We start from the raw sequence: 24,222 nt of genomic DNA, 5'->3' as shown, positions 1-24,222 counted from the left end.
AAAATCAATTATTTATGAAAAGAACTATCAAAATATCTAAATTCGAGCAAATTCACTCAATTCCAACGACAGCAATAAAAGTTAGCGATAATGAAATTAGATTCGATTTTCATAGTCCTAATTTGATTGTATTCGATTTATCCTCCATTACTGCACGAAGAGAGGACCACGCTATAAATTTATATTCGCCCTTAGTTCCGACACCACTAAGCAAGGGCGAGGTATTCGAACAACTTTACTTATGGGCTAAGGAGCTGTTTAACTATGATCACTAGCGCTTTGAACTGCAACTAAAGAATCATTTTCTCCGAACTCCCTATATTAGAATTTAAGGTTGGATTTTTTGCTTTCTAATTGAACAGCAGTATGACTCAATTGTTTTACCATAGAACTTATAACGTACAAAAGATGAGCACCACAGAAGAAAAACCATGGATACTTAACATTGCTGCCACAATCTCCGTAGGTTCCATATTTCTATATGTTTTAGGATGGATTTACTGGCAATCATATTTTGACAGATTACAACTAAGCTTCTCAATTATCGATTTATCATTTGAAAAAATGGTAAGTACTACTTGGATATTACTTATTTTTATACTTATTTGGGCTGTTTCAGCCATAATAAATTTGTATTCATCACACAAATTTTCCATCGATATTCTGACAGTTATTTACTGCTTTACAACAACCATACTCCTGCATTCATACGTAGTAGTAAGGTACAAGTACTTTTTTTATATATTCGGTTTTACTTTACTGCTATACTTTCTGTGTCAATTTTTTATTAGGAAGAAGAAAATTAATATTCCCTATTTAAGCAAGAAAGTAGTACTATATATAGGATTAGCGATCTGTGTTATTGCAAGTATGGTCTTTTATAACTACCGAGGCCGAGTTGATGCTGAATTTAATTTAGATAACACCAAAAACAACTTTGAAATCAAGCTAAAAAGTGGCGAACTAATGAAAGTTAGATATTTAGCTAAGACTAATCAAATGCTAATATTATTAACCCTAGAACAGACTCCGACAAAAATTCATATGATAAATCAAGACGAGATCCTTTTTATCAGTAAGCCACTTGGCAGCTTCGAAAGATAGAATCATAACAACCTAGGCGACCTTTGGTCGTTGTGACGACACTTTTGAACTGAATGTTGTTCCGCTACGAAGTGATAAATTTTACCGGGGAAAGCTATAGAATGGAGAATAGAAAAACGTTCTTGGACAAGAAAATTTTATAGCATACTTTTGAAATGGATTATGTATTTATTAGTACCAAAAATGCTGCACTCCAAGAATTGCCATTTACAGGAGATTTTGTAAACCTAATAGTTACTAGTATCGCGGATATAAAATGTATATTGATAATAAATAGAAGTACTTATGGCCACGACACTCGATAACCTGACTCTTGAAATCTTAGCAGAAAGATGCTTGACACATTTTGACAGCAAGAAACTTGTTGATTGGGCTGTCCAAGTTCTAGAATTAGGCTATGAAAGTAATAATCTGTTTGTTTTAGCAGGCTTGGATCACGACACGACAATAGAACGTGAGGAATGTTTTTGGAAAAGTGTGAAAGATTTAAATCTTGAAGTTGAAAAAAACGAAGACAAATTGATTAAAAGTTATGCCTTAACAATAGCAAATAAAGCAATCAGAAAAGAAATTGGAATTGATTACGCATTCGGTCAAATGTTGAAAGTTGTTTTGGCAAGTGGTTATGATAATAAATATATAGCATTTTTCGAGATAGATGAAGATTTGGATTATCTAAATTATAGAAATTTGACGTTATTCAATGCTGGCCTTACACTTGAAAACGCAAATGACTTTATATTAGAAGAGCTAAAGATATTTGCCGAAATGGAGTCTTTAAAAATTCCACACGAAGAACGAAACCAATGCTATTGCGAAAACTGCAAAAATTTCAATACGCCATTAACGATAAGCAAGTTTCAGTTTAAGCGACCTTTTAAATATATGGTGTGGGGTTGCGGGATATTTAAGTCTGAAAAATTAAAATATCAAAACGAGCATAATGTCAAACGAATGATAATTGATAAGTTTAAAACATTTAGATCATAATTTCCGCTTCTCTCAACGAATGTAACGAATTACGCAATGGAAACACAAGCCCTTAACCAAAGTTGTCGCTGCTGAATATTCCGAACAAAGTACACCACCCGTTCCGCACGAAAATACAGTAGTCTTAAGACCAATAACCTGAGCTATTTTACCACTAGATTTTTATTAAGTTTTCAACCTTAGTGATTTTTTTTCTTTCTCAGCGACTTTCCCTGCAAAGGTAATCTGTGTGCTGAAGTTGTCAATCTGTCCATTATCGCATCCCCAAGAGTCGGTTCTATAGCTTGCCCTGATGGCGGACTGAATAGCGTTTAGGCCTACAAGGTACTTGTCACAAAATCTTTTCTGCTTACTGGTCAACATACACGTACTTTAGCTATATTCATGCAAATAGTACGAAATATAGACTTCCGGAGCAAGGGCCACAGACTTACGGTGGAAATATCGGTACGAAGCATTTCTATCTGCTACCCTATGGCGCCAATCCTGGGATGAATGGGGTAATACTGTGGCGGATAAATTCATCCCTCTTTTAAAAGATGTTGCGTTAGCAAAAGGTTTTTTTTCTATATGGTTTTCTTTTTTCCATGAAGTAACAGCGGTAAAGGCTGTATTAATAGATTCGTTTCCAGACACTCGCGTTACTGCATTTGACTTAAACTTGGTTCCTATTCCGATATATGAATCGGACCTGTAGATTTTTACGTTAAGGAGGTTATTATGTTCTTTCAATTCTAATGTAGAGAATTGTGCTTAAAGACACTTACTAAACAGTGAATTCAGCTAAGTACAAGGTATTTGCAGCATTCTTTCATTTACTGATATTACGCACAGCATCCTCCAAATCCTAAATGCTAGTTTTAGTGTTGTGATTTGCTTTCCTACCCCCATTTATATTAAATTAAAACATTTTACTATATTCACAACACTTTTTAACGCAACGTATATAAAGAGTAAGATTTGGCGAAACAAGTTACGTTAAAGAAGTAGTTATGTGCCATATTATGAAACGACTAATTAACAACCGCAAGACAAAAATTGTATCATCAACTTCACCTCTGACTTTTGAGACGACAGGTGGTGGTTCATGGGAAGTATGGGACAGATTTATCGCAGTTAACGGACAAAATATTTACCATATTGGAAATGTTTGCGGAACTTGTTCTTTCTTCTTTGAAAAATTGAGCAACTACAAAAAATCAATCAATCCAAAAGAGACTATCGACAAACTAAATATTGGACTTTCTTCCATTGACGACAATGCTATTGACGTTTTACAAGAAATAATCCCAAACGGTTTGTATGAAATTGCTTTGCTTACAATTAGTCCAAAATTTGCTGTAGTTGGACAAAAAGGCGATTATTTCGCAAAAGACCAAGTTGATTTATGGGGAATAGACGGATATTATGGTGTTCCTCATTCACCTAAGGTAAATTACTATCGTGGGACGGACAAGGAAATAGGTGACGACAGAAAGCTATTTGAATTTTTCATTCCATTGACGTCCCCTGATTATATAGACCAAACACGAGTTGACTTCTATAAAGAACAAATTTCAAAGGGTTATAAACCGACTGCAATTAGCGTGACAGTTTTCGACGTTAAAGAGCCTGCTGTTTGGCCTGACGATGAGGTCAAACCTGAATTTACTTCGCATTGGTGCATTGCTCATTACATACTTGACGGACACCATAAAATTAAAGCTGCAAGTGACTTAAATTCTAAAATAACATTACTTTCGTTGATAGCAACAGAAAAAGGAATTTCATCAACGGACCAAATTAACGAATTACTGAAACACATTGACTGAAGAAACATTTCTACTCGGAAAGGTTTCTTTACGGCTAGCTCATTTAATGAAAGTAAGGATAATAGAAAATTAGATTCGCCAACAAATTGACAGAGATTAAGTTGACGAGAACGACTAAAGCGAATGTTAAATAAAAAACAGAACTATGCGACGTAAAAGATTTCTTGTTGTATTAATATTTGCAATAACCATCCTGTTGGTGTACGCGTACCTAAAAAAGACTAATTTCATTGAGATTGATGCGTGTTTAGATCGTGGAGGACGATGGAATTATCAAACTGAGGAATGTGAAACTACTTCTGATAGGACAATAGATGCTCAAAAAATGGATTAAGCAATGGTAGGTCCTACGTTTACATTATATATCAAAAAATTATTCTGGCTTATCGAAGATAGACCAGAAGTGGACCTGTGCGCCCATGCGCTATTAAAAATAATGATTGGGAACGAAATCATTGTTGACGACAATAAAGACTCAGGCGGATGGACCGTAAGCGCTTCTGCCCTATTCTTTCTACGGACTCTAAAACGTAACCATACACCAACTAATCCGTTGTGTGATGCCCTCATACCTTGTTGTGGACAACGCACAATATTATTTTCGCTATCCATACAACGAACAGCTAAAAATAGTTTTGTCAACCGTTAAAAGAACAAGATATCTTATTAGTTTACAAAATTTTACTATTTTTACTAAGTGCATATTACACCATTCGGATATCGGATATATTTGCCGAACGGAAGTACAGTAAATAAGTGGTTGCATACCATTTTGCAAAACTGAATATTAATAATAAATTTGTCGATTATAACAAATAAATAGTATGACTATTTCAGAATTTAAATTTGAAGATAAATCACTTGATTGGCGACTTGAACAATTCCCATTAAGTAAACTAACCTTATTAGTTGGAGCTTCTGGTGTGGGAAAAACTCAAATACTTAGAGCATTAATGGCTCTCAAACAAATTGCTGGAGGTTCTTCTATAAACGGAATAAGTTGGAGAATCGAATTTAAAACACTTTCAAATCAAAATTATATTTGGGAAGGGGAGTTTGAGAACAAAGGCATCGAGATTTTTATCGATATTGATGATGACGAGGACGACAACAAAAAGAATAAACCAAGAATTATTTATGAAAAATTATTTTTAGATAATGAAATAGTTATTGATAGAAATGAGGATAAAATTTTATTTTTAGGCCAACCTACCATAAAACTTTCTCAGCAACAAAGTATTATTCATCTTTTAAAAGAAGAAGAAAAAATAAATCCAGCCTACGATGGAATAAGAAAGTTAGATTTTGCAGATCATTCCAATTCTGCTAATGCTGGACAAGGTTTTCGATTTAGTTTTCTTAATGCAAAAAGTTTATCAAAGAAATTTAATACAATTGAAAGAATACAAGAGAGTGAGTTAGAAACACCATTGAAGTTATTTTTTGTACAGAAAGCTGACAAGAAGGTTTTTGTAACAATAAAGCAAAGGTTTGCGGACATTTTTCCACAAATAGAAGATATCAAAATTGCTCCTTTAGAAACCAAGGAAAAAGAAATGCCTGATCTTTTGAAAGACTATCCCTTTATTCAAATTAAAGAAAAAGGCGTTCAACATTGGATAAGTCAAAATAGAATTTCTTCAGGAATGTTTAGAACATTAATGCAATTAAGTGAACTTTATTTGTGTTCAGAAGGAACCGTGTTTTTAATTGATGAATTTGAGAATAGTTTGGGTATAAACTGTATTAATGAGATAACGAATGATATTTTAGCATCAAAAAGAAAATTACAATTCGTATTAACAAGCCATCATCCATATATTATTGATGCTATTGGTTATAATAACTGGAAACTTGTAACTCGAAATGCAGGTGTTATAAAAACTCATAACATCGATAAATTTAATATTGGCAAATCGAAACATAGCGCATTTATGCAATTAATTCAATTAGATGAGTATCAAACTGGTCAAGAACAATGAACATTTATTTCTTAGTAGAAGGAAGACGAACGGAGATGAAAGTTTATCCAGAATGGTTATCAATTCTTATCCCAGAACTAAAGAGAGTACAATGGTATCACGAAGTGACCAAAAATAATTATTGCATTTTCACTGGGGACGGCTTCCCTTCTTTATTGGATAACCATTTAAAAAACAGTATTGAAGATGTAAATATATCTGGAAATTTCGATTATCTGGTAATTTGTTTAGACTCGGATGACGATACTGTTGAAGAGCGAAATAAACAAGTTTTAGACTTCATTAAAGAGGAAAAAATAGAGTTAAATCCTAATACTAAACTTGCAATAATTGTTCAAAACAAGTGCTTTGAAACTTGGTTTCTTGGAAACCCTAAAATTTTCAAAAGTAACCCTACAAGTAGTTTCTTAATGGACTGTATTAAGCATTACAATGTAAAAAAAGAAGATCCAGAATTAATGGAGAAGCCTATTGATTTCGAACAAACTACTGCCATATTTCATTCTACATATTTACAAGAGATATTAGCCGAAAGAAGAATTTACTACAGCAAGAAAAATCCAAAAGAAGTTACTGAGAGATACTTTTTAGAGGAACTAATTAAACGAAGTAAGACAAAAGGTCATATTCAGTCGTTTAAACAGTTTATAGATTTCTGTCACAAAGTTGACCAAGAAATCATGGAAATTGCAATCAAAAAATAGTGATTTTTTGGGAGTGTAAAACAAACTGTGTCAATGGTTCAATCGATACAGGCAATTAAGATATCCTCTACGCCCCGGTTCTGTAAATCGGTCAGTGATAAAGTATCCGCGCGAAGAACTACATATTTGATTTCCGACCTCATATTCTTCAGGCTATGAATCATTAACAATTAGAAAATCAAAATAGCTTTTGAAAGTGTAAGGAACTCAATTTTCGACGTATTCATCATCAACCAGTCTCCACCTGCAAAACTAAAAAAACAACCTTCTCGGGTTTAGCTACGTCCTTGATCACCTCAAGAATTTTCGTATCCGTCCTATGAAGTACATATTGACTTAGATCCCATTAGGCTTTAGCTTTGTTGTATGAACAACTTAGAAGAAAAAGGTTTGCGTATGCTGTCTATGATAGCAGACTGGCAACAGAGTGGGAAAAGCAAGAAAGCTTATTGCGCGGAAAATGGGATCAACGAAGCGACCTTTTATTATTGGTTTTCGCGCAGTAAAGAAAATGACACTTCCAGCGGTAGCTTCATAACAATCGATAAGGCGGCCAGAAGGAACGATATTGAGGTTATTTTATCCCAACGATGTACGTATAAAGATCGAAAATGATCTTGCTCTCCCATCCCAACTGATCCGTCTGTACTGATGTTTGCGTTGGGTTCATCGCATCGCTTTTATCTTTACGATAGTATTATGCAGTTATAAAAATACGCAGTTCATCGGACGGATACGTATTAGGCGTATAGCTCGGCTTACAGACAGCGGAAATTGGTTGTTGGATATTACGGATCGATTAGCGAGATTAGGATATAGGTTATCGTTTTCACAAAAGACACTAGGGTTCGGTCTCAAGGTAGTGTAAATTAAACTATCTCATCTAGTTCCTTTTTAATTTTGAGAGCTCTTTAGGCCCCTTTTAGGCGTTTTTTTCGGCAGCATCGTTACGTAACATCATCTCACACTCGTACAAGTACGTCACATACTCACATGAGTAATTCAATTAATCATATAAGTACACGCCGTACTTCTGTAAATATTTGCGCTACTTCTGTTAGAAATTGACAAAGTCGCAGTAGTTATATATCAACTTACAATACATTTAGACAATGTCATAGAATTATTAGAGATACTTGATGGGTCGATTAACAATGGATTGTCGATAAATTGGCACATCTTCAAGCTCAAGAAATAGTATATTTTATAGTAAAGTTGTCTTGTACCGTGGAAGAGCAATGTTTCCTTAATCTTCATTTACAATTTTGCTGTCCCAAGTAACGACTTTTTCCTCGTACACGGGTTGCACAAAAACAGCCTTCTAGTTCTCATAATAATCTTTTTATTTCTTTTGATAAAATTCGAATGTCTTGTGCTTTATTCATATAAAATTGTTTGTCATTTGCAACTGATATACACTTTCGTCTAATTTTTTTTTTAGACGAAAGTAGATGCCTAAATTCTGACTTGGTAACCAAATAAATGGTGTAACTAACTTGTATACACCATTAAATTGACATTACCTACAGTTTTTAAATAATGACTGGTAGTACCTAATATCTGAAGAATATCGTCAGAAGCGCCATTTTTAGCTAATCCTGGTTGCACTATATTAATATGAAACCTTAGCTCCTTAGTCCATTTAGCTGCATTTAAAAAATATTCCAATTGATCTTCGGTTCCTTTAATAAGTCTTGAACATTCATTTCCTTGTCGTTTTTTCATTTTCCTCTTAAACATATGTTCAAAAAACTCTCTACCATCTCGATACTTCCAGTTAAGGGATTTTTGAGCCTGACCACAAACCTGATAGAAATTTTCTATATTATTACCTACCTGGCCATTGCGAGCGTATTTTAAATGGAATAAATGAATATCAATACAATCTGCTGTATCATTGATTCCTATAATATCCGCAATCTCTCCTTTTCCATCATCATCATATATAATATTATATTGATCTCGGATGTACTCTATAAAATTGTATTGAATTGAGTCCTGCTTATACGGACTGATTCCTTGAGATTCAATAGAGATATTCACGCCTGGCCAGTCTTGACTGATTATTTGATCTAAAGAAATATGGTCAGCCTTTTTACGAACCTTAACATATTGATTTTGCATTAACTGGCTACCATCAGCAAACCAAAAAATTGGTGTGACATCCTCCAGATATTCAATTAATTGCATCTTTTTTGATCCGACAATTATTTCCGCTGTCGTATTATTGACTTTGATTATATCAAAACTTGGAGCTAACTCACCGTCAATATTTTTATTAAGTAACACAAGATCAAACTCGGCACTATTTAATTCACTAGAAATTGCGAAACGAAGATTAGCTCCGCCGGATTCAACTACATAAATATCTAACTCCCAAAGGTGAGATTTAATCCCGTTTAAGTATACTTCATATCGTTTCTCCGAAAACTTATACATCTCCGGATTCCAATCGATAGAAATAGCTTTTTCTTCAGGTTTAGCAGAGATAATTTCTACTTGAAGCGTATTCTCCAAAACTGTATTAGGATTAATGGTAGGATCTGTGACAATACTTCCAATAGACCTGCACCATTCTGTCAGTTGCTGTAAGTTACCTCTAAGGTAAGACCATATTTTTCCTTTGACTGAGCAGCCTAAGCACACCTTTTCTCCATCTTTATAGCCGACTCCAAAAATGTTGTTCTTTATCAATGTCCCTTGCTCCAACATGTGAAGTCCGTCTTGAACTCCCTTACCATAGAAAGATTGGAAAGTTATATCTTTACCTATTCCTTTTCTTGCCCCCACATTGAAAAGCGACAATCTGTATACCTCATGAAATATCCTAAAGACATTTGTACCAGTAATCTTTGATTGGTTCCCGTCGAATAGTACTTTTACCAACTTATCTGAAGCAAAGTTTTTAATTGAGGTATTGATAAAAACTCGGTTAACATCTGGGCGAAGATCCCAGTATACAACAATAAGATCCCAAGCCAAGTTTTGCACAGTATCGAACTCCCCCCACTCTACTCTAATTACTTTACCTAAAATAATGACTAGAGTGTTTTCTTCTGCATTATAATCAAAATATTGATGATCATAAGTACTCAAACTACTAACTCCTTCTTTCCACTTATTTGGGTACCAATCTTTACCATCATTTTTAAATATGACTGTACTCAATGCAGGATTAATACTCTGGAATGGAATTACAGAATCCTCTAGATGGCTAAATCCTTCTAAAAATTTCTTAAAATCAATTTGTTGCTGTTCGGCTCCCTCACTTAACATTGGTAACAAAAGATTCCAATCAGCATCTTTTGCATATAGCTGTTCGAGTTCTTCTTTAATTGGCGGATAAGCCATATTCGTTACAAAGCTCGCTTTACCTAAACTACTATAGCTTGTCCTAGTAAACCTTCCTATAAATTGTAAAGTAATAGGTAGACTTTGTCGTTCGTCGTGTATAGCTCCTATTTTCAATTCTGGCAAATCAAACCCTTCTCCCAGCATATCAACGCAAATAATTATGGAATGTCTTTTAGCTTTGATGGCATCCATTTTTCCCTTAAGTCCAGCTATGCCATTGTAAACAACTACCGGCTTAAGATCTTCATGAACTGAATAGTATTGATAGACTTCTTCAGCCCTATCCTTAGACATACATCGGGCAAGGATAATATGAGAATAGCCATTTTTTATATCTTCTCTTAATATAAAAACGGCTTTATCTGCAATCATTTGATCTGCCTTGGAACGATCATATTCTCTTATAGGAAAAAACTGAATTTCTTTATAATACTGTTGTTCCTGCGCCTTCCTTAACGAGAAATTGAAAATAAACTTCCCTTTGAGGCGCTTTCCATCATTTCGATAAGGTGTTGCAGTAAATAAGAGCACCTTTTGCTTGTCAAAATTCGAAATAAATTCCTGCCAGGTTTTTGCTTCAGAATGATGTGCCTCATCAACATACAGATGTGAAAACATTTCTGACATCAAGCTCTTTTGTGTCGGCGTAGACTTAGAGGCAATTGCCATCGTGGTAATGACAACATTGCACTTTGAAATAAACTCTCTTAATTCATCATCCGTATCTATCCCAGATGTCATAATACCTACATTGGGGTTAATCGCATCCTCACCAACAACACCAAATTTCTTCAGCAATCCATAGGTCAGAAACTTTTCAAAAAGTTGTGTCCGTAAAGAGTCTGAAGGTACGGTAACCAGTAGTTTGTCAGAGGAGGTGGCTACCATGGAACAAATCATAGTTTCTGTTTTTCCCGTTCCCGTTGGCATAACTACGATACCTATATCTTCTTGATTATATCCATGAGCTAGAATAGAATGTAAAGCTCCTAGCTGAGGAGTACGAAGTCCATCAATTTTCTTGTCAATGTCCTCTTTAATAAAATTAAAATTCCCATTCCAAGAAGCTACAACTTCGTTTGGAGAAGAATTGTAAATCAATGGATGTTTAAGCCATTTAATTAAGTTGAGATTTTCATTTTCAAAATCCCTCTTGGTAGGAATTCTTGAAGACAATAGGACGTAGGAGTAATCTGTAGAATCGAAATTAGAATCTCGAGTAATAACATAAGAATCCTCACCGCTTTTAATTATAAAAGGAGATATACTTTCCAGCACACAGTCTTGTAAAATAAACTCCTCTGCACAGTATTGAATTATCTGGTTTCCACCACTGTTATATATTACATTTAAAACCTTGGGTAATTTAGTCTTTATCATAAAAATTTAGGGTAAAGTATTTAAAGTGTTTGTCAAAAGAAGAATTCTGGATTATCTAGCCAAATAGATTTCTAACCTCTTCAGGCCAATTGACCCGATGTTCAAATCGTTGTATATAAAGTTCTTCGGCAATTAAATCTGCTTTTGTTAATTGCGAAAGCTCCTCCCAATCATTACCTAAAATATATGTGGCATTGTTATGATAAATGCTCTCGAGTACAAAGAAATCTCTATCGGGAAATCCGAAAACAACATAGCCATTAAAGCCAGCTCTACCAATCGCCATAAAATTTGGATGGTAACTTGATATAGTTTCAAATCTTTGTCTAATGATTGGCTGATAATTTTCTCTTACTCTATCCACAAGTGTATCTATACTAGCCCTCACTCTTTCCCAAGGGTATTGACCTACTGGCAACACAGTCCAATTAAGCCTCCTTACAGGCACATTTAAATTAAGGATGACCCGATTATTATCTCCTACAGTATCGCATTCTCCGAAAAGCTCTAGAAACAAGTTGGCAACATGTAAGATATCAGTATAGTTAGCTCTTTCGTTGACCAAATCGGGAGAGATGATTAATAATTCTCTTCGATCATTCTCCATAACTGTTAACTCGATGCTGGGCGGAGGTATTGATGTCCTTGGATATCGCAAATATGCAATATCAACGGTATGCGGGTTTCCATGCCAGTCGGTGATAACCAACTCTCGAAATCGTGTCTCTTTCTCTCTGTCACGATGTACTATAAAACCACCTTCTGCATTGAAGCGACTTCTCGGTCCAACAACATTAGGCAAAATCTGAATACCAGATTCAAGATCATTAAAACCTGCTCTAATTACTCTATTCTCAAAATCATTCGGCTGCAACAATGCAATCCTGAATGTAGCCCCCTCTTCAATATCTCCGAGGTATTTTTCGATGTTTCTTATACGTTTACCTTGTATTTTCATTTTCCTCTTATCATTAAATAACATATCATGTTAGTACGATCTTCAAAAAACATACTATTGTTGATATGAAATACTGAGTGTTAAGCATGTGTTTGGACTAATCCTCAGGTTCAAAAAGACCGAAAATAATCTAAGCAGTTTGCTTCGCCTCATTAAATTAATCCATGAAATAACGTGACTTGTCGTAAAGGAAATCGGTATGCCGCTAAACCCGACTATAGCTAGAAAGGGAAAGTATTTTGTTGGTTACACGAAATTATCTCTTGCATATATGAAACAAAAAAGTTTATTTCGCGTTTAAATTTTAGACAACACTTTATCCTACTTTTCTAGGTACGGATAATACAAATTCCAAGGACTGATTGTTGGTAGCTTTCAGTCCTTATCTATATCTCCTCCTCTTTGTTTATTCTTTCTTTTTCATCTTTTTACTATATTTCTTATTTTTTTATACAAAATTTACACAATTATACTAAATAATTTAACATTAAAATATCACAACTTTTCAACAACTCACATTTTTTGCCCTAAAATTTTAAAGAATGTAACAAGTTTATGTACAGACGTATACGGATTGACATTCAGCATGTGTTCTTCTCTATTTCTTATCTCTAATCGCTGCGCACGGTCTATCGCCGAATCGACATAGTTTCCCAACTCCACAAAGTGATTAACCTTAGTTTTATGGTACGCAGGCCAATGCTTTTTCAAATGCCTCATGCATTCTTCTCCGTTTGCAAATGCCTTACCGCAATCCTCAAAATGTAGGATAAACCAATATTCAAGACTTATGGCAGTAAAGGCTAGATGAAAGCCATGCTTTTCAACTTGCTCAAAAACGACCTGCAAATGGGGCGAATTGTCGTGATCAAAGAATAGCCATACATCATTATACGGTGTCCGCTCCTTCTTTGCCTGCTTGACTCTATCTTTGGCTTCGGCCACTAGATTCAATGGATCGTTCTTTTTATGACGGACCACATCTACTGTAACGCTACGCTGCAACTCGCGCGGCAAAAAAGCCGTACGCAGCGCTTTGGCGTATACCTCTTCTGTCACTCCTTCACAGAGGATCAATACTCGTCTATATGATACAACCCGTCTCTTCATCTAATCCTCCTGCATTTCCACCAAAAAGTTTTCATCCTGTATCACAGGTGTCGCTCCCAGTCGACCTGCCATATACCATTTATCGAGTGGCGTATCGGCACGCACGCCCTCAATATCTGAACAACGGAATAGCGTAGATGCACCATATTCATCCTTTTCGACAAACCACACCTGATCCCGTCTAAATGTATCGTGCGACAACTGTGACACATCATGTGTTGCAAACACAAGCTGCGCTTTGTTACGATTGATATCCGGACGATGGAACAGCCTTATCAAAAAGTTCGTAATATCGGGATGCAGATTTTTCTCTAATTCGTCCACAACCAATACATGTCCTTCTTCTAGCGCTTCGATAATAATCCCTCCTAGTGCAAACAGGTTCTTGGTGCCGGCAGATTCATCCTTTACGTCGAATGCTTTTTGACCCACGAGTTCTCCTTTTTTAAATACTTTGTGATATGTCTTGATATCGTACTTATATTGATCCAAGAAAGTCTTCTTGATATCATTGGGTATATTATCTGGAAAACGGAACATCTTCGGGTTTGTTTCTTCTGCTGAGACCTGTGTGATTCCGGTGTCTAAAGCACATATCAGCGCGTTGAACTTACGGGAGAAGCTCGAGCCGGCATCCTCCGCCAGACGGCGGGCATACAAGCGCTTCAAATCTTCCTCCGCTATTCCTTCTAATATCGGATAGATGCGCAGCTTACCACTGAAAAATCGATAAGCATCCAGTAGTAACTCGACATTATTCTCGACGGCTTTGGATAAAAACAGCTGGTTTGGCAATGTCATACGTTCGATGGTCTTCTTCGCACCTCGGTAATTATCGCCAAACTTGATGTCTTTGCCTTTCTCCCTGCTGAAAAGTAGCGATTTGTAGTTACCATTGAATATACTCAGCTCCTCAAATTCTACTTCTTTTCGTGAATACGAAATCAAATATTCGTAATGCGTCTCGTTAGAGATGAAGTCTATTTCAAACTTTACGGGCCTATCTTGGGCCTCTTCATCCAACAAGAAAGGTTCATAACACTTAATGGATTTATCAGGCTTAAAGTCGGCTGAGTTAAGCACCAAGAACTCCAGTGCCTGAAAGGCTTTTAAAAACCCACTTTTGCCGGAAGCATTAGCACCATATATAACCGAAGTCGCCAAGAGCTTGCGGTCCTGTGCTTCGAAATAATTTCCAGTGTGCCCCTTCAAAGCGGATCTGGTCATATCTAATTCGATACGATCCCGTAATGACCTGAAGTTTTCTACTGTAAATTTTAATAACATAATTTTATATTTTATCCATTACAAAAATACATAATAATGGATATAAAAACGAATTTAACAAAAAATCCGTTTTATTTGTAATTATATCTATCAAAATTTGTTTAAAATCAATATTTGTAGCTGATAGACTACAAATGGTTATTAAGGGAGGGTTCATAAGATATTCTTATTTCCCCCTGTTAACATCTTCTGTACTATCGTCGACTTTTTCTTTGCCGTTCTTCCAGATGGCATTCAATCCGTCGATCATAATATTTTGACTCCTGATGATGGTATTCATCTGATCAATCTGTTTTTCCTGATTTCGTACTATAGTGTCCACTCTCCAATACCACAGCATAACACCGCGGAAGAGTAGAAATATCACAATGGCTGTGGCTAGAGAAAACAAAAACACAAAAACAGATGCGATCCCGGATAATTCTGAAACTGCGGCTTGTAATAATATTGTATTCATGACTTATAACTATTTAAATTAAAATTTTGTATGGCATCTAGTACTACTACACGTTACTGATAGAAGTATTTCATTTTAATGATCGAAGCCAATGAATTATTTATGTTGCCAGCACCTTCCTCCCCCACTCACTTTGCGTTGACAGGGCCCTCCTTTTTGGGTGGGTGCTCCGCAAAGAGTAGAAGTTGAGGGTTGTTCGGTTGACCCGGAAGATGGTGCATTATATCTTGTCGTTACACTACTATTACCCGACTGTGTTGTCAGTCTAGAACCATTTCTTAATATATGGACATGCATTAATCCGTCGTTAGCGGAAAGTGTATTAGCCGTCACGTGGAGGTCAAAAATAACCGTGTTACGGAATTCAATCCTCCAATGTTTCCGTTGGTCTTGAATGGATACGTAACGTTCATTTGCATCGAGATAACTAATACTACAATGATCGCACTCCACCTCATAACCGTAAACATCTTCATCCTGCTGCTCTTTACTACATCCGGTGAGTAGCAAGAGCAAAATAAGTACTGGTAAAAACTGTTTCATAGGATATTTTAATTTTAGCTGTTAATAATTAGTCACCGTCTCAGTGATTTGTTCCGCGTGTGCATAGATATCATCGAGCGCTACCAAATCATGTTTGGTCTCCTTCTTGTCCTTATCGAATAGTCCGATCCGTAAGCGATTCGGGGTGAAGTAAAATCGGCAAATAGGTCTACGGTTATTATCATCTAGCAGGATACCGCAATAGGATTGACTATCTCGCATAAAGATCCGCCCGACTTCGATCTCCTTGCGAAGAATAGATTTAACGATCAGGAATCCGTCAATTTCATCCTGTGTGGTTACAACCAGCGACTCGGGTTCTAATGATGCTGGGACATGCTGCGCTTCGCTTTCTGTTTCTTTCTTCAGCGCACTTTTCAATCGCTCACTGATCTGATCGTGTACAATTTGCGTAAACACCCGCTTAACCAACGGCGTGAACTGCTCCAAGATCTTGGCCGTAACTACGCTTGGATAAACCTGCTTGGCAAAGTAACGTACGAATTCGTCGCTAGGGGTCTGCATTTCGCCGGTAGCAAGAATCGTAAGCTCATTAAAATACTTGAGTTCGCTGGCTGCACTGGAAATACTATCCAGATCAAACACCGATTTATGAAACTTCCGAAGCTCAGCAATCTCCGTGTCCTTGATATCTGTAATCTTAAATTCAAAAAATGGCTTCTCGTCCATTTTATTGGAAGTAACGAGGTCTGTATAGAATCGATATTCCAACCCATTTGTCAATAAGCTAAATCGGGCTTCGGTGGTGTGAAAATAGCGAAAGAGCTGCGAATTATGGGGATCAAGTCCGTCTGCATAGTGTTTGCATTCGATCAAGATTACCGGCTTGTCGTCGCGAAGGATAGCATAGTCTACCTTCTCCCCTTTCTTGATGCCGATATCGGCAATAAACTCAGGGTGCACCTCAAACGGATCGAATACATCGTATCCCAATATTTTCAGAAAAGGCATAATAAGCGAGGTCTTGGTCGCTTCCTCTGTTTTGATCTGTGGTAACAACCTGTCGACTCGTTTGGCAAATTGCCGTATTTCATCTTTAAAATCCATCATGTAATCAGTTAATATTTTATTCAGTTATTTATTTTTTATTCTTCCCAACCGCAAAGTGTCTTCCCTTCTTTGCTCGCCTTCTTGATGGTGGTCTTTATGGTTTTAGCACGACAGTTGCTAAATCCCCTACAATTTTTCGTCAAATGGTACCGCTTACCGTTGTTACTTCCGCAGATGTATACAGTGTTTTTATCGGCTTCTAATCCTACCGTTGCCTTGACACTAGTACAATTATTATACAATAGCGTTAGCAGAAAAATGGTAATCGCTTTTATCATGGTTTAAAGTTATATAGGTATAGCCGGGTTGCCTTACGGGAAACCGTAATCCATCCGCAATTCTTTTGATTTAATTTGACAAAATATATTTAGAATTATATATACAGGGACTTACGATAAACATATTACAGGACGAAAAAAACGTCCAGAATATCACACTAAATCTGTAGTCATAATAATAATTGTTTAAAAGAATACATCTCTGCTAAACGTATAAATTGAAAATAAACAAAAAAACTATGAAAAACCAACCAGTGTCTCTTTTAACCAGCCTATTTTTCTTAACAGCTTTATATGGCTGTAGTGGTGTCTCTCAGAAAGAGCACGATAAACTAAAAGAGGAAAATAAAGCACTCCAAGAGCAAATCGATGAACTAAAGTTTGGACCTTCAAAACTTATCTCCCAGGCCAAAATATATATTGATAATAAGAATTTCAACAAAGCTAAATCGGAGATTGAAACGCTAATGAACAAACACCCGTCGTCTCGAGAATCGGCAGAAGCTAGACAATTGGTACCCATTGTCAATAAAGGTATAAAGGACCAAGAATTGGCTAAGGAAAGACTCAAACTTGAAAAAGAGCGAAACGAAAAACAACGACTTGCAAATGCAACAAAGAAATTACGGACGAACTACGATGACATTAAAGAAGTCACTTGGTACTACGACAGGGGAACTCCTCAATATACTAATTACAACAGCTTCCACATCTATATAGGCAAAACAAAAAATGGAGCACCTTGGCTGCGGCTTCGAATTCAATATACTGGCGATGACTGGCTGTTTATCGAAAAATATGTTATAAAGACAGATACTGATTCTTACACAATCGAAACTACCTATCGTGACGTAGATAAAGATAATGGTTCCGGTGCTATCTGGGAATGGTACGACGCACAGATGAACGACAAGCTATACCGCATCGTGAAAGAGGTAATTAAATCGAAGTCAGCAAAAATTCGTCATAATGGAAAGCAATATTACGAAGACCGAACAATAACACAAAAGGAAAAGCAAAGTCTTCAAAATATCCTTGACGCTTACGAAGTTCTCGGTGGTAAAACAGATTTCTAAAGCCTTGATAACTAATTCAAACCAGATCGGAATTAAATATGAAAGAACTTTTACGTGTAATAATCCTGATAGTGCTTGTCTGTACGCTCTATGCCCTGAATCAAAATGCTAGTACTCAGGACAGCCAAACACTTTCGCCACAAAACAATGAAAATCAGGAACATGTCAGTGACGATAAAAACGCGAGCACGCTCACAAAAAAGGCAGCAACCAAACTCGCCACCTCTACAGCAGGAAATAATAACAATACAACTTCGAAAACGCGTAAACCGTCTGCAAAGGAAACTTTGGCAAGAAACCATATTACTGGTCCTCGTGGCGGTTGCTATTACATCAATAGCAATGGAAATAAAACTTACGTAGACAGAAGCTTCTGTAGATAGCTATCTACAGATAAACAACAAAAAGCTTTAGGTACATAGCACCTAGAGCTTTTGTTGTTTATCAAAGTCTGAGAGACGCTACGGTGTCCTCAATGCAAGGACTGTACTATAAGATGTCCCCCTGCTATTGGTCGCATAGCTCCTAACATAATATGTGGTATTGCGCTTCAAACTGCTTATATTGACTTCGAAACTACCGGTGCCGTTACCGACCTGCACACGTGTGCCATAATTTAGTGTGGGATTTGTAGTCGCTGAACTATAGACAAATCCTCTACTGGTAATCGTCGCTCCACCATCTGTGCCAATACTTCCTTTTAATAAAGCGGTAGTGGATGATAATGCACGAGCAGAACTCGTGACCACACCCCCTGGTGCAGATGCCGAGGAGGTAGTGAACCGTTGCGTAGAGCTGTAGCTGGTTCCAGCTTCATTCGTCGCATAGGCTCGGTAATAATAGGAAGTAGAGGCATTCAATCCCCCAACGGCTACTTGAAATGAGCCTGTCCCCCCTCCTGAACTAAAGACCACACCATTCCCTACAGTCGGTGTGCTTGTAGTACTACTGACAACAATACCACGTTGTTTTATGATTCCTCCGCCAGCATTAGAGACAAACCCAGATATTGACGCTGAGGTTAGTGTAATCGAATTTGCCGCATATGCACTTATTCCCGAAGGAAGATTGGGTTTAGCAGTGCTAAAGGTATAAGCGTTACTGTAGGACGTACCGGCTTCATTGGTTGCATACGCGCGTACGTAATACGTAGTAGCGGGATCTAAACTATTGATCGATGTGCTATAGGAACCAGTTCCCGTACCCGAAGTGATTACTGTCCCGTTTGTTATTGTCGGCTGCGTTGTAGTCCTGCTAAAGCATATCCCTCTTGCGCTGATTGTACCACCGCCTGCATTTCCGATGGTACTGTGGCATACTGCTGAATTCGTTGTGACTGAAAATACATTAGTTACAAGGATCGAAGAAGGCAAATTTGGAAGACCAGTCCTAACGCTCACGAGATTACCATATGCAGTACCTGCGCTATTGGTTGCGAAAGATCGGATGTAATACATAGTACTAGCCGTTAGATTGGTCAATGTACTCGAAAAGCTTCCTTTTCCACTGCCTGCTTGAGAAATGGTAGCATTTGTAATAGTTGGAACATTTGTCGTTCTGCTATAACAAAATCCACGAGCGGTAATAGCCGAATTGTTATCCTGAAGTATCTGCCCGCTTATGATCATAGAACTAGCGGTAATATTTGTAGGATAAGTGGTTGACAATCCTGTCGCAAGAATGGCTGGGCTTGTGGTAAAAGATACAGAATTACCGTATGCTGTACCCATGCTAGTGACTGCGTATGCCCGGGCGTAGTATCGCTTGCCCGCCTGAAGATCGGCTAACATGATATGGAAGCTCGTACCCTCTCCTTGAAAATCAACGACTGTATTGTTGATGGTCGGCGTACTGGTCGTATTGCTATAGCAGATCCCCTTTCTGGTCACCTTGTACCCTCCATGATCAGTTACAAGACCAGAGATGGATGCTGATGAGCGAGTGATTTCTGTCGCTTCGCCAGTAGTCAACGACGCAGCAGTTCCTTGCAGTGTAGAAAAAAACAAAGTTTTACCATAGGCTGTACCATGCGCATTCTTTGCGTAAGCCCGGTAATAATATTGTGTACTAGGAGTGAGCTCGGCAATTTCTATTGAAAACATACCGGTATCACTCTTATCATGGCGATTCACGTACATGGTCAGAGACTCAGGTCGATCAGAAATACCGTATTCGAAACCCACTTCGCTCAACTTCGATTTGTTCACGGTATTTACTTGGCCCAAAAGTATCGCGGTATTCCGATCGAAGTCGGTTGGCTGATGACTTGTCACTGCTTGAACATTTTCATGTTCGTAACTGAACTCTGACCCCTTCTCACAGGCTAATAGAAGAGTTAATAGCACAAGTAGGCTAATTGGCTTAAGGTAGGAAAACATGCTATTTAAGGTTAAAGGTAATTCCGATGGTATATTCGGGTTTGGTAAACTGATCTGTATATTTCTTGTTGATATCCATAAAAGATGCGCCTCCAATAAAGTTGAAGACAGATCCTGTGCGAAGTGTGACACCGGTATATCCAGATATATAACTAGATTTCTTCACGCCACTTAGATCTCGGTAATCGTCACGATAGTTGTGGAAGAAATATCCGTATCCGGCACCTATATTCCAAAATAACCAGCTGGCCAGTTTCACATTAGGCCCTGCAATCACTTCATTCTTGTTGGGAACAGCACCATACGTGGTTTGTACATCTTGCGAGTTTACCAACGAAGTACGCACTGTGGTAAAAAGGCCTATGGCTCGCCCTCCTACTTCAAATCGCAATCCATAAGGAGCGATCTCTCCATACTCATAACCTACACTAAAGAACATACGACGTTTAGCTCTTCTGATGGCTTTTTCGCGCTGAGCAAGCGAAGATTTTTTCAGCCTATTGAATTGCTGGTCATTTGCGCCAAAATTTCTATTGAGATCTGCAAGTGCCATATCAATATGCCGTCGATTTTCAGGTTGGGTAACGCCATAAAATTCTTGATAAGCGACTAAGTCTGTCCTCACCTTACTGACATCGGGTGCAGCGATCTTACTGTAATAGGTATCTTTTTGATCAAGCAACTGCTTATAGGCAGACATCGCTTGAAAAAATGCAAAAGACGCTGCCATCTCGGACTTCGGCTCGAACGTATCAGTGGCCTGCATAACGATCGTATAATGTCCACGGTAGTAATCAGATTGTAGCTTTCCCAACTTTTCTCCTCTTGACCTTTCTATTGCGGCCAAGCGCTCTGATTCCAACATGGTTTGGAAATCTTCAAGCGTTTTCGGATATTTTTGGACTATCTCCTCTACAGTACGACGCGCTTCATCATCGAGAGTATTCTCATTTAAGTACGTCTCTGATAAGAGATGCAACTCTTCGATAGCACGAAAATCTTTTCTGTTAGTCAATTTGAACAGCTCATTCTTGGCAAGAATCTCATAGTAATCAAATTGGTGCGAGCCAATCCCATCCTGTCTCGCATCGGCAACACGTTTCAGTACCGCTTCATATTCATGAGTATGGTATGATCTCTCCAAAGTAGCCAAAGCATCTGCCTGCCTACGTTGAAAAGCTAAGCGATGTTGTTCGGTTAGCCAATCATCATAGTCCGAACGGGTCTTCGGATAGTGAAGGTCTAGATTGTCAGATATGTCGGTGATCTCCGCACGCTTCCCTGTTTTAAATTTTTCTAGATACTGTTTTGATAATGTGCGTATTGCTTGGATGTTATCGTACCCCTGGTTTTCGTAGCCTATAAGGACCTGGTAACGGGCTTTGATTGAAAAGTAATAAAAACGCTCATCTATCACCGCTTGTCTCTTCTGACCCTCGAGCTGTGCTAGTGCAGATAGCGCTGCCTCATACTGGCCTGTGCCAACATGATCTGCCGCTTGTCTAATGATCCGATCGTGCGACGACGGGGAAGTTTGTGCCGATAAAAAAGTTGATATCAGCAGACTACAAATTATTAAAAGTAATATTCTCATTTCTCATTAATGTATGTATGGACTATTCGGATCAGGTTTTATTCGTGACTACTGCATAACAGTTCTATACCACTCCGCATAACCTTCATAATGTAGATGTAACTTCTGAAGTGATTGAGCGACATGGTTACTGACGGATTTTCGTTTTCTTACGTCGGATGGAACAGCATTCAGTTCCTTTTTGAGCATACTGTATTTTTCTTCATTGAACCCACCGTATCCTAAAGCAATAAATGAGTTAACTTTCTGCGGTAAGGTGCTGGAATAGTATGTTATCGTTTTAAGATTTGACTTGATGGTGGAGAGGCGTTTGTTGGTACCAAATGTACTTTCCAAATGTTGTACAAGTGTATTGATCTGTCCATAATCCAATGAAGTAGCGGCCATCAATACCTGTAACTTTTGATAGGCAAGATCTTGATAACGTGTATCTAATTGCTCAACCAACATCTTTTTTATATCTGCATTGAACAGGTTCTGATCGTATCCTGTGTTGATCTCGATCAATAAGACATTGTACAAACTGGGACTGAAACTCTTCATATCCATATTATCGATCTTAGCCTCCAATCCACTATGTACACCGGTAGCAATTGTACCTGTCTCCTTAATTGGTGGAGTATGTATTGACTGGCTAACGTACATCATGAATATGATTAGGAGCCCAACGCTGACTGTTCCTACTAAAAAGTAAAAAGTCCTGTATTTGCTATTCAGTATTGATTTCATTTTCATGCTTCAGGGCTAGTATTTGTAGTCTTATTATTTACAGCACCTTTGGACTCGACACCATTCTTGGTAGTCGAAGCTGCTTTTTCGTACGAAGTGCTTTCTGTGCCAGACTTTTTCTCGCTTTGCCTAGTAACCTTCGGTAGACCGCTTGGCAAACTATCTTTCACGGAAATAGCAGAAAACCGTTTCAGCTCCTCAATGAATAAATCGACCATTCCAGTGTCATTTTTTAACAAAGAATTTAGTTCAGTTCTTGTGAGTTCTTTTTCATTCGCCCCCTTATCCTTTTGTACGAGTCGCCATGTCGGCTGCTTTGGATCGTATTTGAAATAATATTTATTTAGGGTATCGCTTGCTGCAGTATCCGTCTCCAATAAAAAGGCGTTACTGTTGCTATTATTGATTGTTAAATGGAAGTGATGAGTCGGTTCCTGTACCAAAACCTCTGCTGGTTTTAAAACAGTTCTTTTGAAATACGGAAAATCGAAATATTGACCGCCAAAATAACCGCCTGCAACCCCTACCACTAGCGCTAACAAAGCGAGCCAATAAGGTCCAGATGATGAAGAACCGCGCGATGAGCGATGCTTATATGTTGGTCTAGGGGCAGGCTGTGGCCTCTGTAACACTAAATGATTGTTGGATAGAAGTGTTTTTTTATTGTTATTTAAAATAGAGGTATAATGAATTTGATCCGTACTCAAACATGCGAGCTTGAAGGTACTTGTTTTGATTTGGCTATAGTCCAAACGGATATCATTTATCCATAATCCGCTCAAAACACTCTCCGGGTTTTCGATAGTTATGTCTTTAATATGGCCATACATAGCCTTAAAATCCTTCATACCTGCGTCCCTCAAAGATGACTCACTATCTTTATCGATTTCGTCTAACAAATAGGTTTTGTGAAATAGTTCGAGTTTAAAACTATTGAGTACGCTATCGCTTTGCTCCGCAAAATCGATAAAGGTATAGCAAGTTACTTTATAGATAGTGTTACCTAAGAGCATGCCTAGCGGCTGAGTATTAGCATTGAGTTCTTGTAAGATACCATCATAATTTAATGCGTTGATGGTATTACTCTCGAGATGTTGATCATAGTTTTGAGCAATCTTTTGCAATACCTTATATACATGGGGTATTCGCACATTCCGAGGAACTATCAATCGAATGGCATAAAAGCCCTTTCGTTTGGAAACATCCAATACGCGATTATTGATGTACGAATATACTTTGGATTCCGCTGTATTGGTGATGGAAAGCACCACGCTACAATCTAATTGATTGATTTCCTTCCGCTCATCGTAGAGGATTCCGCTTGCTTCAAACTCTCTTTCATTGATGGGTTCGGATGTGTAGTCGATGTCTAATCCATTCAATGTACGCTGTATAATTAATTTTATAGTATTCATC

At 37.6% G+C, this 24,222-nt stretch carries 23 protein-coding genes; 10 read left to right on the top strand and 13 right to left on the bottom strand.

Features of this window, described 5'->3' with window-relative positions; all coding sequences use genetic code 11:
* Positions 1-14 precede the first annotated feature (14 nt).
* Both FAZ19_RS10010 and FAZ19_RS10005 read left to right on the top strand, forming a co-directional pair.
* Positions 15-275: a hypothetical protein gene (locus FAZ19_RS10010; RefSeq protein WP_136820595.1), complete on the top strand. Its 261-nt coding sequence runs from the start codon at positions 15-17 to the stop codon at positions 273-275.
* A 1,114-nt stretch (positions 276-1,389) separates the two neighbouring features.
* Complete coding sequence (locus FAZ19_RS10005) at positions 1,390-2,094, top strand: hypothetical protein (protein ID WP_136820594.1); 705 nt, start codon at positions 1,390-1,392, stop codon at positions 2,092-2,094.
* Between the two features lie 165 nt (positions 2,095-2,259).
* Here the strand turns inward: FAZ19_RS10005 and FAZ19_RS24485 are convergent, their stop codons facing one another.
* Complete coding sequence (locus FAZ19_RS24485; protein ID WP_136820593.1) at positions 2,260-2,457, bottom strand: terminase small subunit; 198 nt, start codon at positions 2,455-2,457, stop codon at positions 2,260-2,262.
* A 641-nt stretch (positions 2,458-3,098) separates the two neighbouring features.
* On the opposite strand from FAZ19_RS24485, the gene FAZ19_RS09995 reads away from it, so the two are divergent.
* The 6 genes from FAZ19_RS09995 to tnpA all read left to right on the top strand — a co-directional run bounded on the left by FAZ19_RS09995 (position 3,099) and on the right by tnpA (position 7,206).
* Positions 3,099-3,905, top strand: a complete 807-nt coding sequence (locus tag FAZ19_RS09995) for a hypothetical protein (protein WP_136820592.1) — start codon at positions 3,099-3,101, stop codon at positions 3,903-3,905.
* 145 nt (positions 3,906-4,050) lie between these two features.
* The gene (locus FAZ19_RS09990; RefSeq protein ID WP_136820591.1) at positions 4,051-4,239 is read left to right on the top strand and encodes a hypothetical protein; all 189 of its coding nucleotides are present in this window, start codon (positions 4,051-4,053) and stop codon (positions 4,237-4,239) included.
* Between the two features lie 3 nt (positions 4,240-4,242).
* On the top strand, positions 4,243-4,554 hold the full coding sequence (locus tag FAZ19_RS09985; protein WP_136820590.1) for a hypothetical protein: 312 nt from the start codon (positions 4,243-4,245) through the stop codon (positions 4,552-4,554).
* Between the two features lie 175 nt (positions 4,555-4,729).
* Positions 4,730-5,887, top strand: a complete 1,158-nt coding sequence (locus tag FAZ19_RS09980) for an AAA family ATPase (RefSeq protein WP_136820589.1) — start codon at positions 4,730-4,732, stop codon at positions 5,885-5,887.
* Positions 5,884-6,591, top strand: a complete 708-nt coding sequence (locus tag FAZ19_RS09975) for a hypothetical protein (protein WP_136820588.1) — start codon at positions 5,884-5,886, stop codon at positions 6,589-6,591. Before FAZ19_RS09980 ends, FAZ19_RS09975 begins: the two co-directional genes overlap by 4 nt.
* Positions 6,592-6,957: 366 nt before the next feature.
* Positions 6,958-7,206 carry an IS66 family insertion sequence element accessory protein TnpA gene (tnpA, locus tag FAZ19_RS09970; protein ID WP_229707526.1) on the top strand — a complete coding sequence of 83 codons (249 nt, stop codon included), beginning with the start codon at positions 6,958-6,960 and terminating at the stop codon, positions 7,204-7,206.
* Between the two features lie 876 nt (positions 7,207-8,082).
* On the opposite strand, the gene FAZ19_RS09965 is transcribed toward tnpA, so the two are convergent.
* The 8 genes from FAZ19_RS09965 to FAZ19_RS09930 form a co-directional block, all read right to left on the bottom strand.
* Complete coding sequence (locus FAZ19_RS09965; RefSeq protein ID WP_136820587.1) at positions 8,083-11,325, bottom strand: DEAD/DEAH box helicase; 3,243 nt, start codon at positions 11,323-11,325, stop codon at positions 8,083-8,085.
* A 55-nt stretch (positions 11,326-11,380) separates the two neighbouring features.
* Positions 11,381-12,283 carry a hypothetical protein gene (locus FAZ19_RS09960; RefSeq protein ID WP_136820586.1) on the bottom strand — a complete coding sequence of 301 codons (903 nt, stop codon included), beginning with the start codon at positions 12,281-12,283 and terminating at the stop codon, positions 11,381-11,383.
* 513 nt (positions 12,284-12,796) lie between these two features.
* A complete protein-coding gene (locus FAZ19_RS09955) occupies positions 12,797-13,393 on the bottom strand; it encodes an RloB family protein (RefSeq protein ID WP_136820585.1) in 597 nt (198 codons plus the stop codon).
* Positions 13,394-14,680, bottom strand: a complete 1,287-nt coding sequence (locus FAZ19_RS09950; RefSeq protein ID WP_136820584.1) for an AAA family ATPase — start codon at positions 14,678-14,680, stop codon at positions 13,394-13,396.
* Between the two features lie 166 nt (positions 14,681-14,846).
* On the bottom strand, positions 14,847-15,137 hold the full coding sequence (locus FAZ19_RS09945; RefSeq protein ID WP_136820583.1) for a hypothetical protein: 291 nt from the start codon (positions 15,135-15,137) through the stop codon (positions 14,847-14,849).
* A 96-nt stretch (positions 15,138-15,233) separates the two neighbouring features.
* A complete protein-coding gene (locus FAZ19_RS09940) occupies positions 15,234-15,680 on the bottom strand; it encodes a hypothetical protein (RefSeq protein ID WP_136820582.1) in 447 nt (148 codons plus the stop codon).
* Positions 15,681-15,701: 21 nt separating this feature from the next.
* Positions 15,702-16,751, bottom strand: coding sequence for a type I restriction endonuclease (locus tag FAZ19_RS09935; protein WP_211245482.1), 1,050 nt, complete (start codon positions 16,749-16,751; stop codon positions 15,702-15,704).
* Between the two features lie 35 nt (positions 16,752-16,786).
* A complete protein-coding gene (locus FAZ19_RS09930; protein WP_211245481.1) occupies positions 16,787-17,029 on the bottom strand; it encodes a hypothetical protein in 243 nt (80 codons plus the stop codon).
* 239 nt (positions 17,030-17,268) lie between these two features.
* On the opposite strand from FAZ19_RS09930, the gene FAZ19_RS09925 reads away from it, so the two are divergent.
* Positions 17,269-18,105, top strand: a complete 837-nt coding sequence (locus FAZ19_RS09925) for an outer membrane protein assembly factor BamD (RefSeq protein WP_136820581.1) — start codon at positions 17,269-17,271, stop codon at positions 18,103-18,105.
* Between the two features lie 38 nt (positions 18,106-18,143).
* Complete coding sequence (locus tag FAZ19_RS09920; protein ID WP_136820580.1) at positions 18,144-18,488, top strand: hypothetical protein; 345 nt, start codon at positions 18,144-18,146, stop codon at positions 18,486-18,488.
* 78 nt (positions 18,489-18,566) lie between these two features.
* On the opposite strand, the gene FAZ19_RS09915 is transcribed toward FAZ19_RS09920, so the two are convergent.
* The 4 genes from FAZ19_RS09915 to FAZ19_RS09900 all read right to left on the bottom strand — a co-directional run bounded on the left by FAZ19_RS09915 (position 18,567) and on the right by FAZ19_RS09900 (position 24,221).
* Positions 18,567-20,483 (bottom strand): autotransporter outer membrane beta-barrel domain-containing protein, encoded by a 1,917-nt coding sequence (locus FAZ19_RS09915; protein WP_136820579.1) that lies wholly within the window; start codon positions 20,481-20,483, stop codon positions 18,567-18,569.
* A gap of 1 nt (position 20,484) precedes the next feature.
* Positions 20,485-22,077: a hypothetical protein gene (locus FAZ19_RS09910; RefSeq protein WP_136820578.1), complete on the bottom strand. Its 1,593-nt coding sequence runs from the start codon at positions 22,075-22,077 to the stop codon at positions 20,485-20,487.
* Between the two features lie 48 nt (positions 22,078-22,125).
* Entirely contained in the window at positions 22,126-22,725 is a 600-nt protein-coding gene (locus FAZ19_RS09905; RefSeq protein ID WP_136820577.1) for a hypothetical protein, read from the bottom strand.
* 83 nt (positions 22,726-22,808) lie between these two features.
* Positions 22,809-24,221, bottom strand: coding sequence for a hypothetical protein (locus tag FAZ19_RS09900; protein WP_136820576.1), 1,413 nt, complete (start codon positions 24,219-24,221; stop codon positions 22,809-22,811).
* Between the last annotated feature and the right edge of the window lies 1 nt (position 24,222).

Origin of the sequence: Sphingobacterium alkalisoli (genome assembly GCF_005049105.1) — a bacterium.
In the GTDB taxonomy this organism is placed as follows: Bacteria; Bacteroidota; Bacteroidia; order Sphingobacteriales; family Sphingobacteriaceae; genus Sphingobacterium; species Sphingobacterium alkalisoli.
This window is presented reverse-complemented; position numbering and strand designations above follow the sequence as displayed.

Bases quoted from the DNA above. Each gene is read 5' to 3' on its own strand.
- FAZ19_RS10010 (WP_136820595.1), top strand. From the start codon at position 15: ATGAAAAGAACTATCAAAATATCTAAATTCGAGCAAATTCACTCAATT.
- FAZ19_RS10005 (WP_136820594.1), top strand. From the start codon at position 1,390: ATGGCCACGACACTCGATAACCTGACTCTTGAAATCTTAGCAGAAAGA.
- FAZ19_RS24485 (WP_136820593.1), bottom strand. From the start codon at position 2,457: ATGTTGACCAGTAAGCAGAAAAGATTTTGTGACAAGTACCTTGTAGGC.
- FAZ19_RS09995 (WP_136820592.1), top strand. From the start codon at position 3,099: ATGAAACGACTAATTAACAACCGCAAGACAAAAATTGTATCATCAACT.
- FAZ19_RS09990 (WP_136820591.1), top strand. From the start codon at position 4,051: ATGCGACGTAAAAGATTTCTTGTTGTATTAATATTTGCAATAACCATC.
- FAZ19_RS09985 (WP_136820590.1), top strand. From the start codon at position 4,243: ATGGTAGGTCCTACGTTTACATTATATATCAAAAAATTATTCTGGCTT.
- FAZ19_RS09980 (WP_136820589.1), top strand. From the start codon at position 4,730: ATGACTATTTCAGAATTTAAATTTGAAGATAAATCACTTGATTGGCGA.
- FAZ19_RS09975 (WP_136820588.1), top strand. From the start codon at position 5,884: ATGAACATTTATTTCTTAGTAGAAGGAAGACGAACGGAGATGAAAGTT.
- tnpA (WP_229707526.1), top strand. From the start codon at position 6,958: ATGAACAACTTAGAAGAAAAAGGTTTGCGTATGCTGTCTATGATAGCA.
- FAZ19_RS09965 (WP_136820587.1), bottom strand. From the start codon at position 11,325: ATGATAAAGACTAAATTACCCAAGGTTTTAAATGTAATATATAACAGT.
- FAZ19_RS09960 (WP_136820586.1), bottom strand. From the start codon at position 12,283: ATGAAAATACAAGGTAAACGTATAAGAAACATCGAAAAATACCTCGGA.
- FAZ19_RS09955 (WP_136820585.1), bottom strand. From the start codon at position 13,393: ATGAAGAGACGGGTTGTATCATATAGACGAGTATTGATCCTCTGTGAA.
- FAZ19_RS09950 (WP_136820584.1), bottom strand. From the start codon at position 14,680: ATGTTATTAAAATTTACAGTAGAAAACTTCAGGTCATTACGGGATCGT.
- FAZ19_RS09945 (WP_136820583.1), bottom strand. From the start codon at position 15,137: ATGAATACAATATTATTACAAGCCGCAGTTTCAGAATTATCCGGGATC.
- FAZ19_RS09940 (WP_136820582.1), bottom strand. From the start codon at position 15,680: ATGAAACAGTTTTTACCAGTACTTATTTTGCTCTTGCTACTCACCGGA.
- FAZ19_RS09935 (WP_211245482.1), bottom strand. From the start codon at position 16,751: ATGATGGATTTTAAAGATGAAATACGGCAATTTGCCAAACGAGTCGAC.
- FAZ19_RS09930 (WP_211245481.1), bottom strand. From the start codon at position 17,029: ATGATAAAAGCGATTACCATTTTTCTGCTAACGCTATTGTATAATAAT.
- FAZ19_RS09925 (WP_136820581.1), top strand. From the start codon at position 17,269: ATGAAAAACCAACCAGTGTCTCTTTTAACCAGCCTATTTTTCTTAACA.
- FAZ19_RS09920 (WP_136820580.1), top strand. From the start codon at position 18,144: ATGAAAGAACTTTTACGTGTAATAATCCTGATAGTGCTTGTCTGTACG.
- FAZ19_RS09915 (WP_136820579.1), bottom strand. From the start codon at position 20,483: ATGTTTTCCTACCTTAAGCCAATTAGCCTACTTGTGCTATTAACTCTT.
- FAZ19_RS09910 (WP_136820578.1), bottom strand. From the start codon at position 22,077: ATGAGAATATTACTTTTAATAATTTGTAGTCTGCTGATATCAACTTTT.
- FAZ19_RS09905 (WP_136820577.1), bottom strand. From the start codon at position 22,725: ATGATGTACGTTAGCCAGTCAATACATACTCCACCAATTAAGGAGACA.
- FAZ19_RS09900 (WP_136820576.1), bottom strand. From the start codon at position 24,221: ATGAATACTATAAAATTAATTATACAGCGTACATTGAATGGATTAGAC.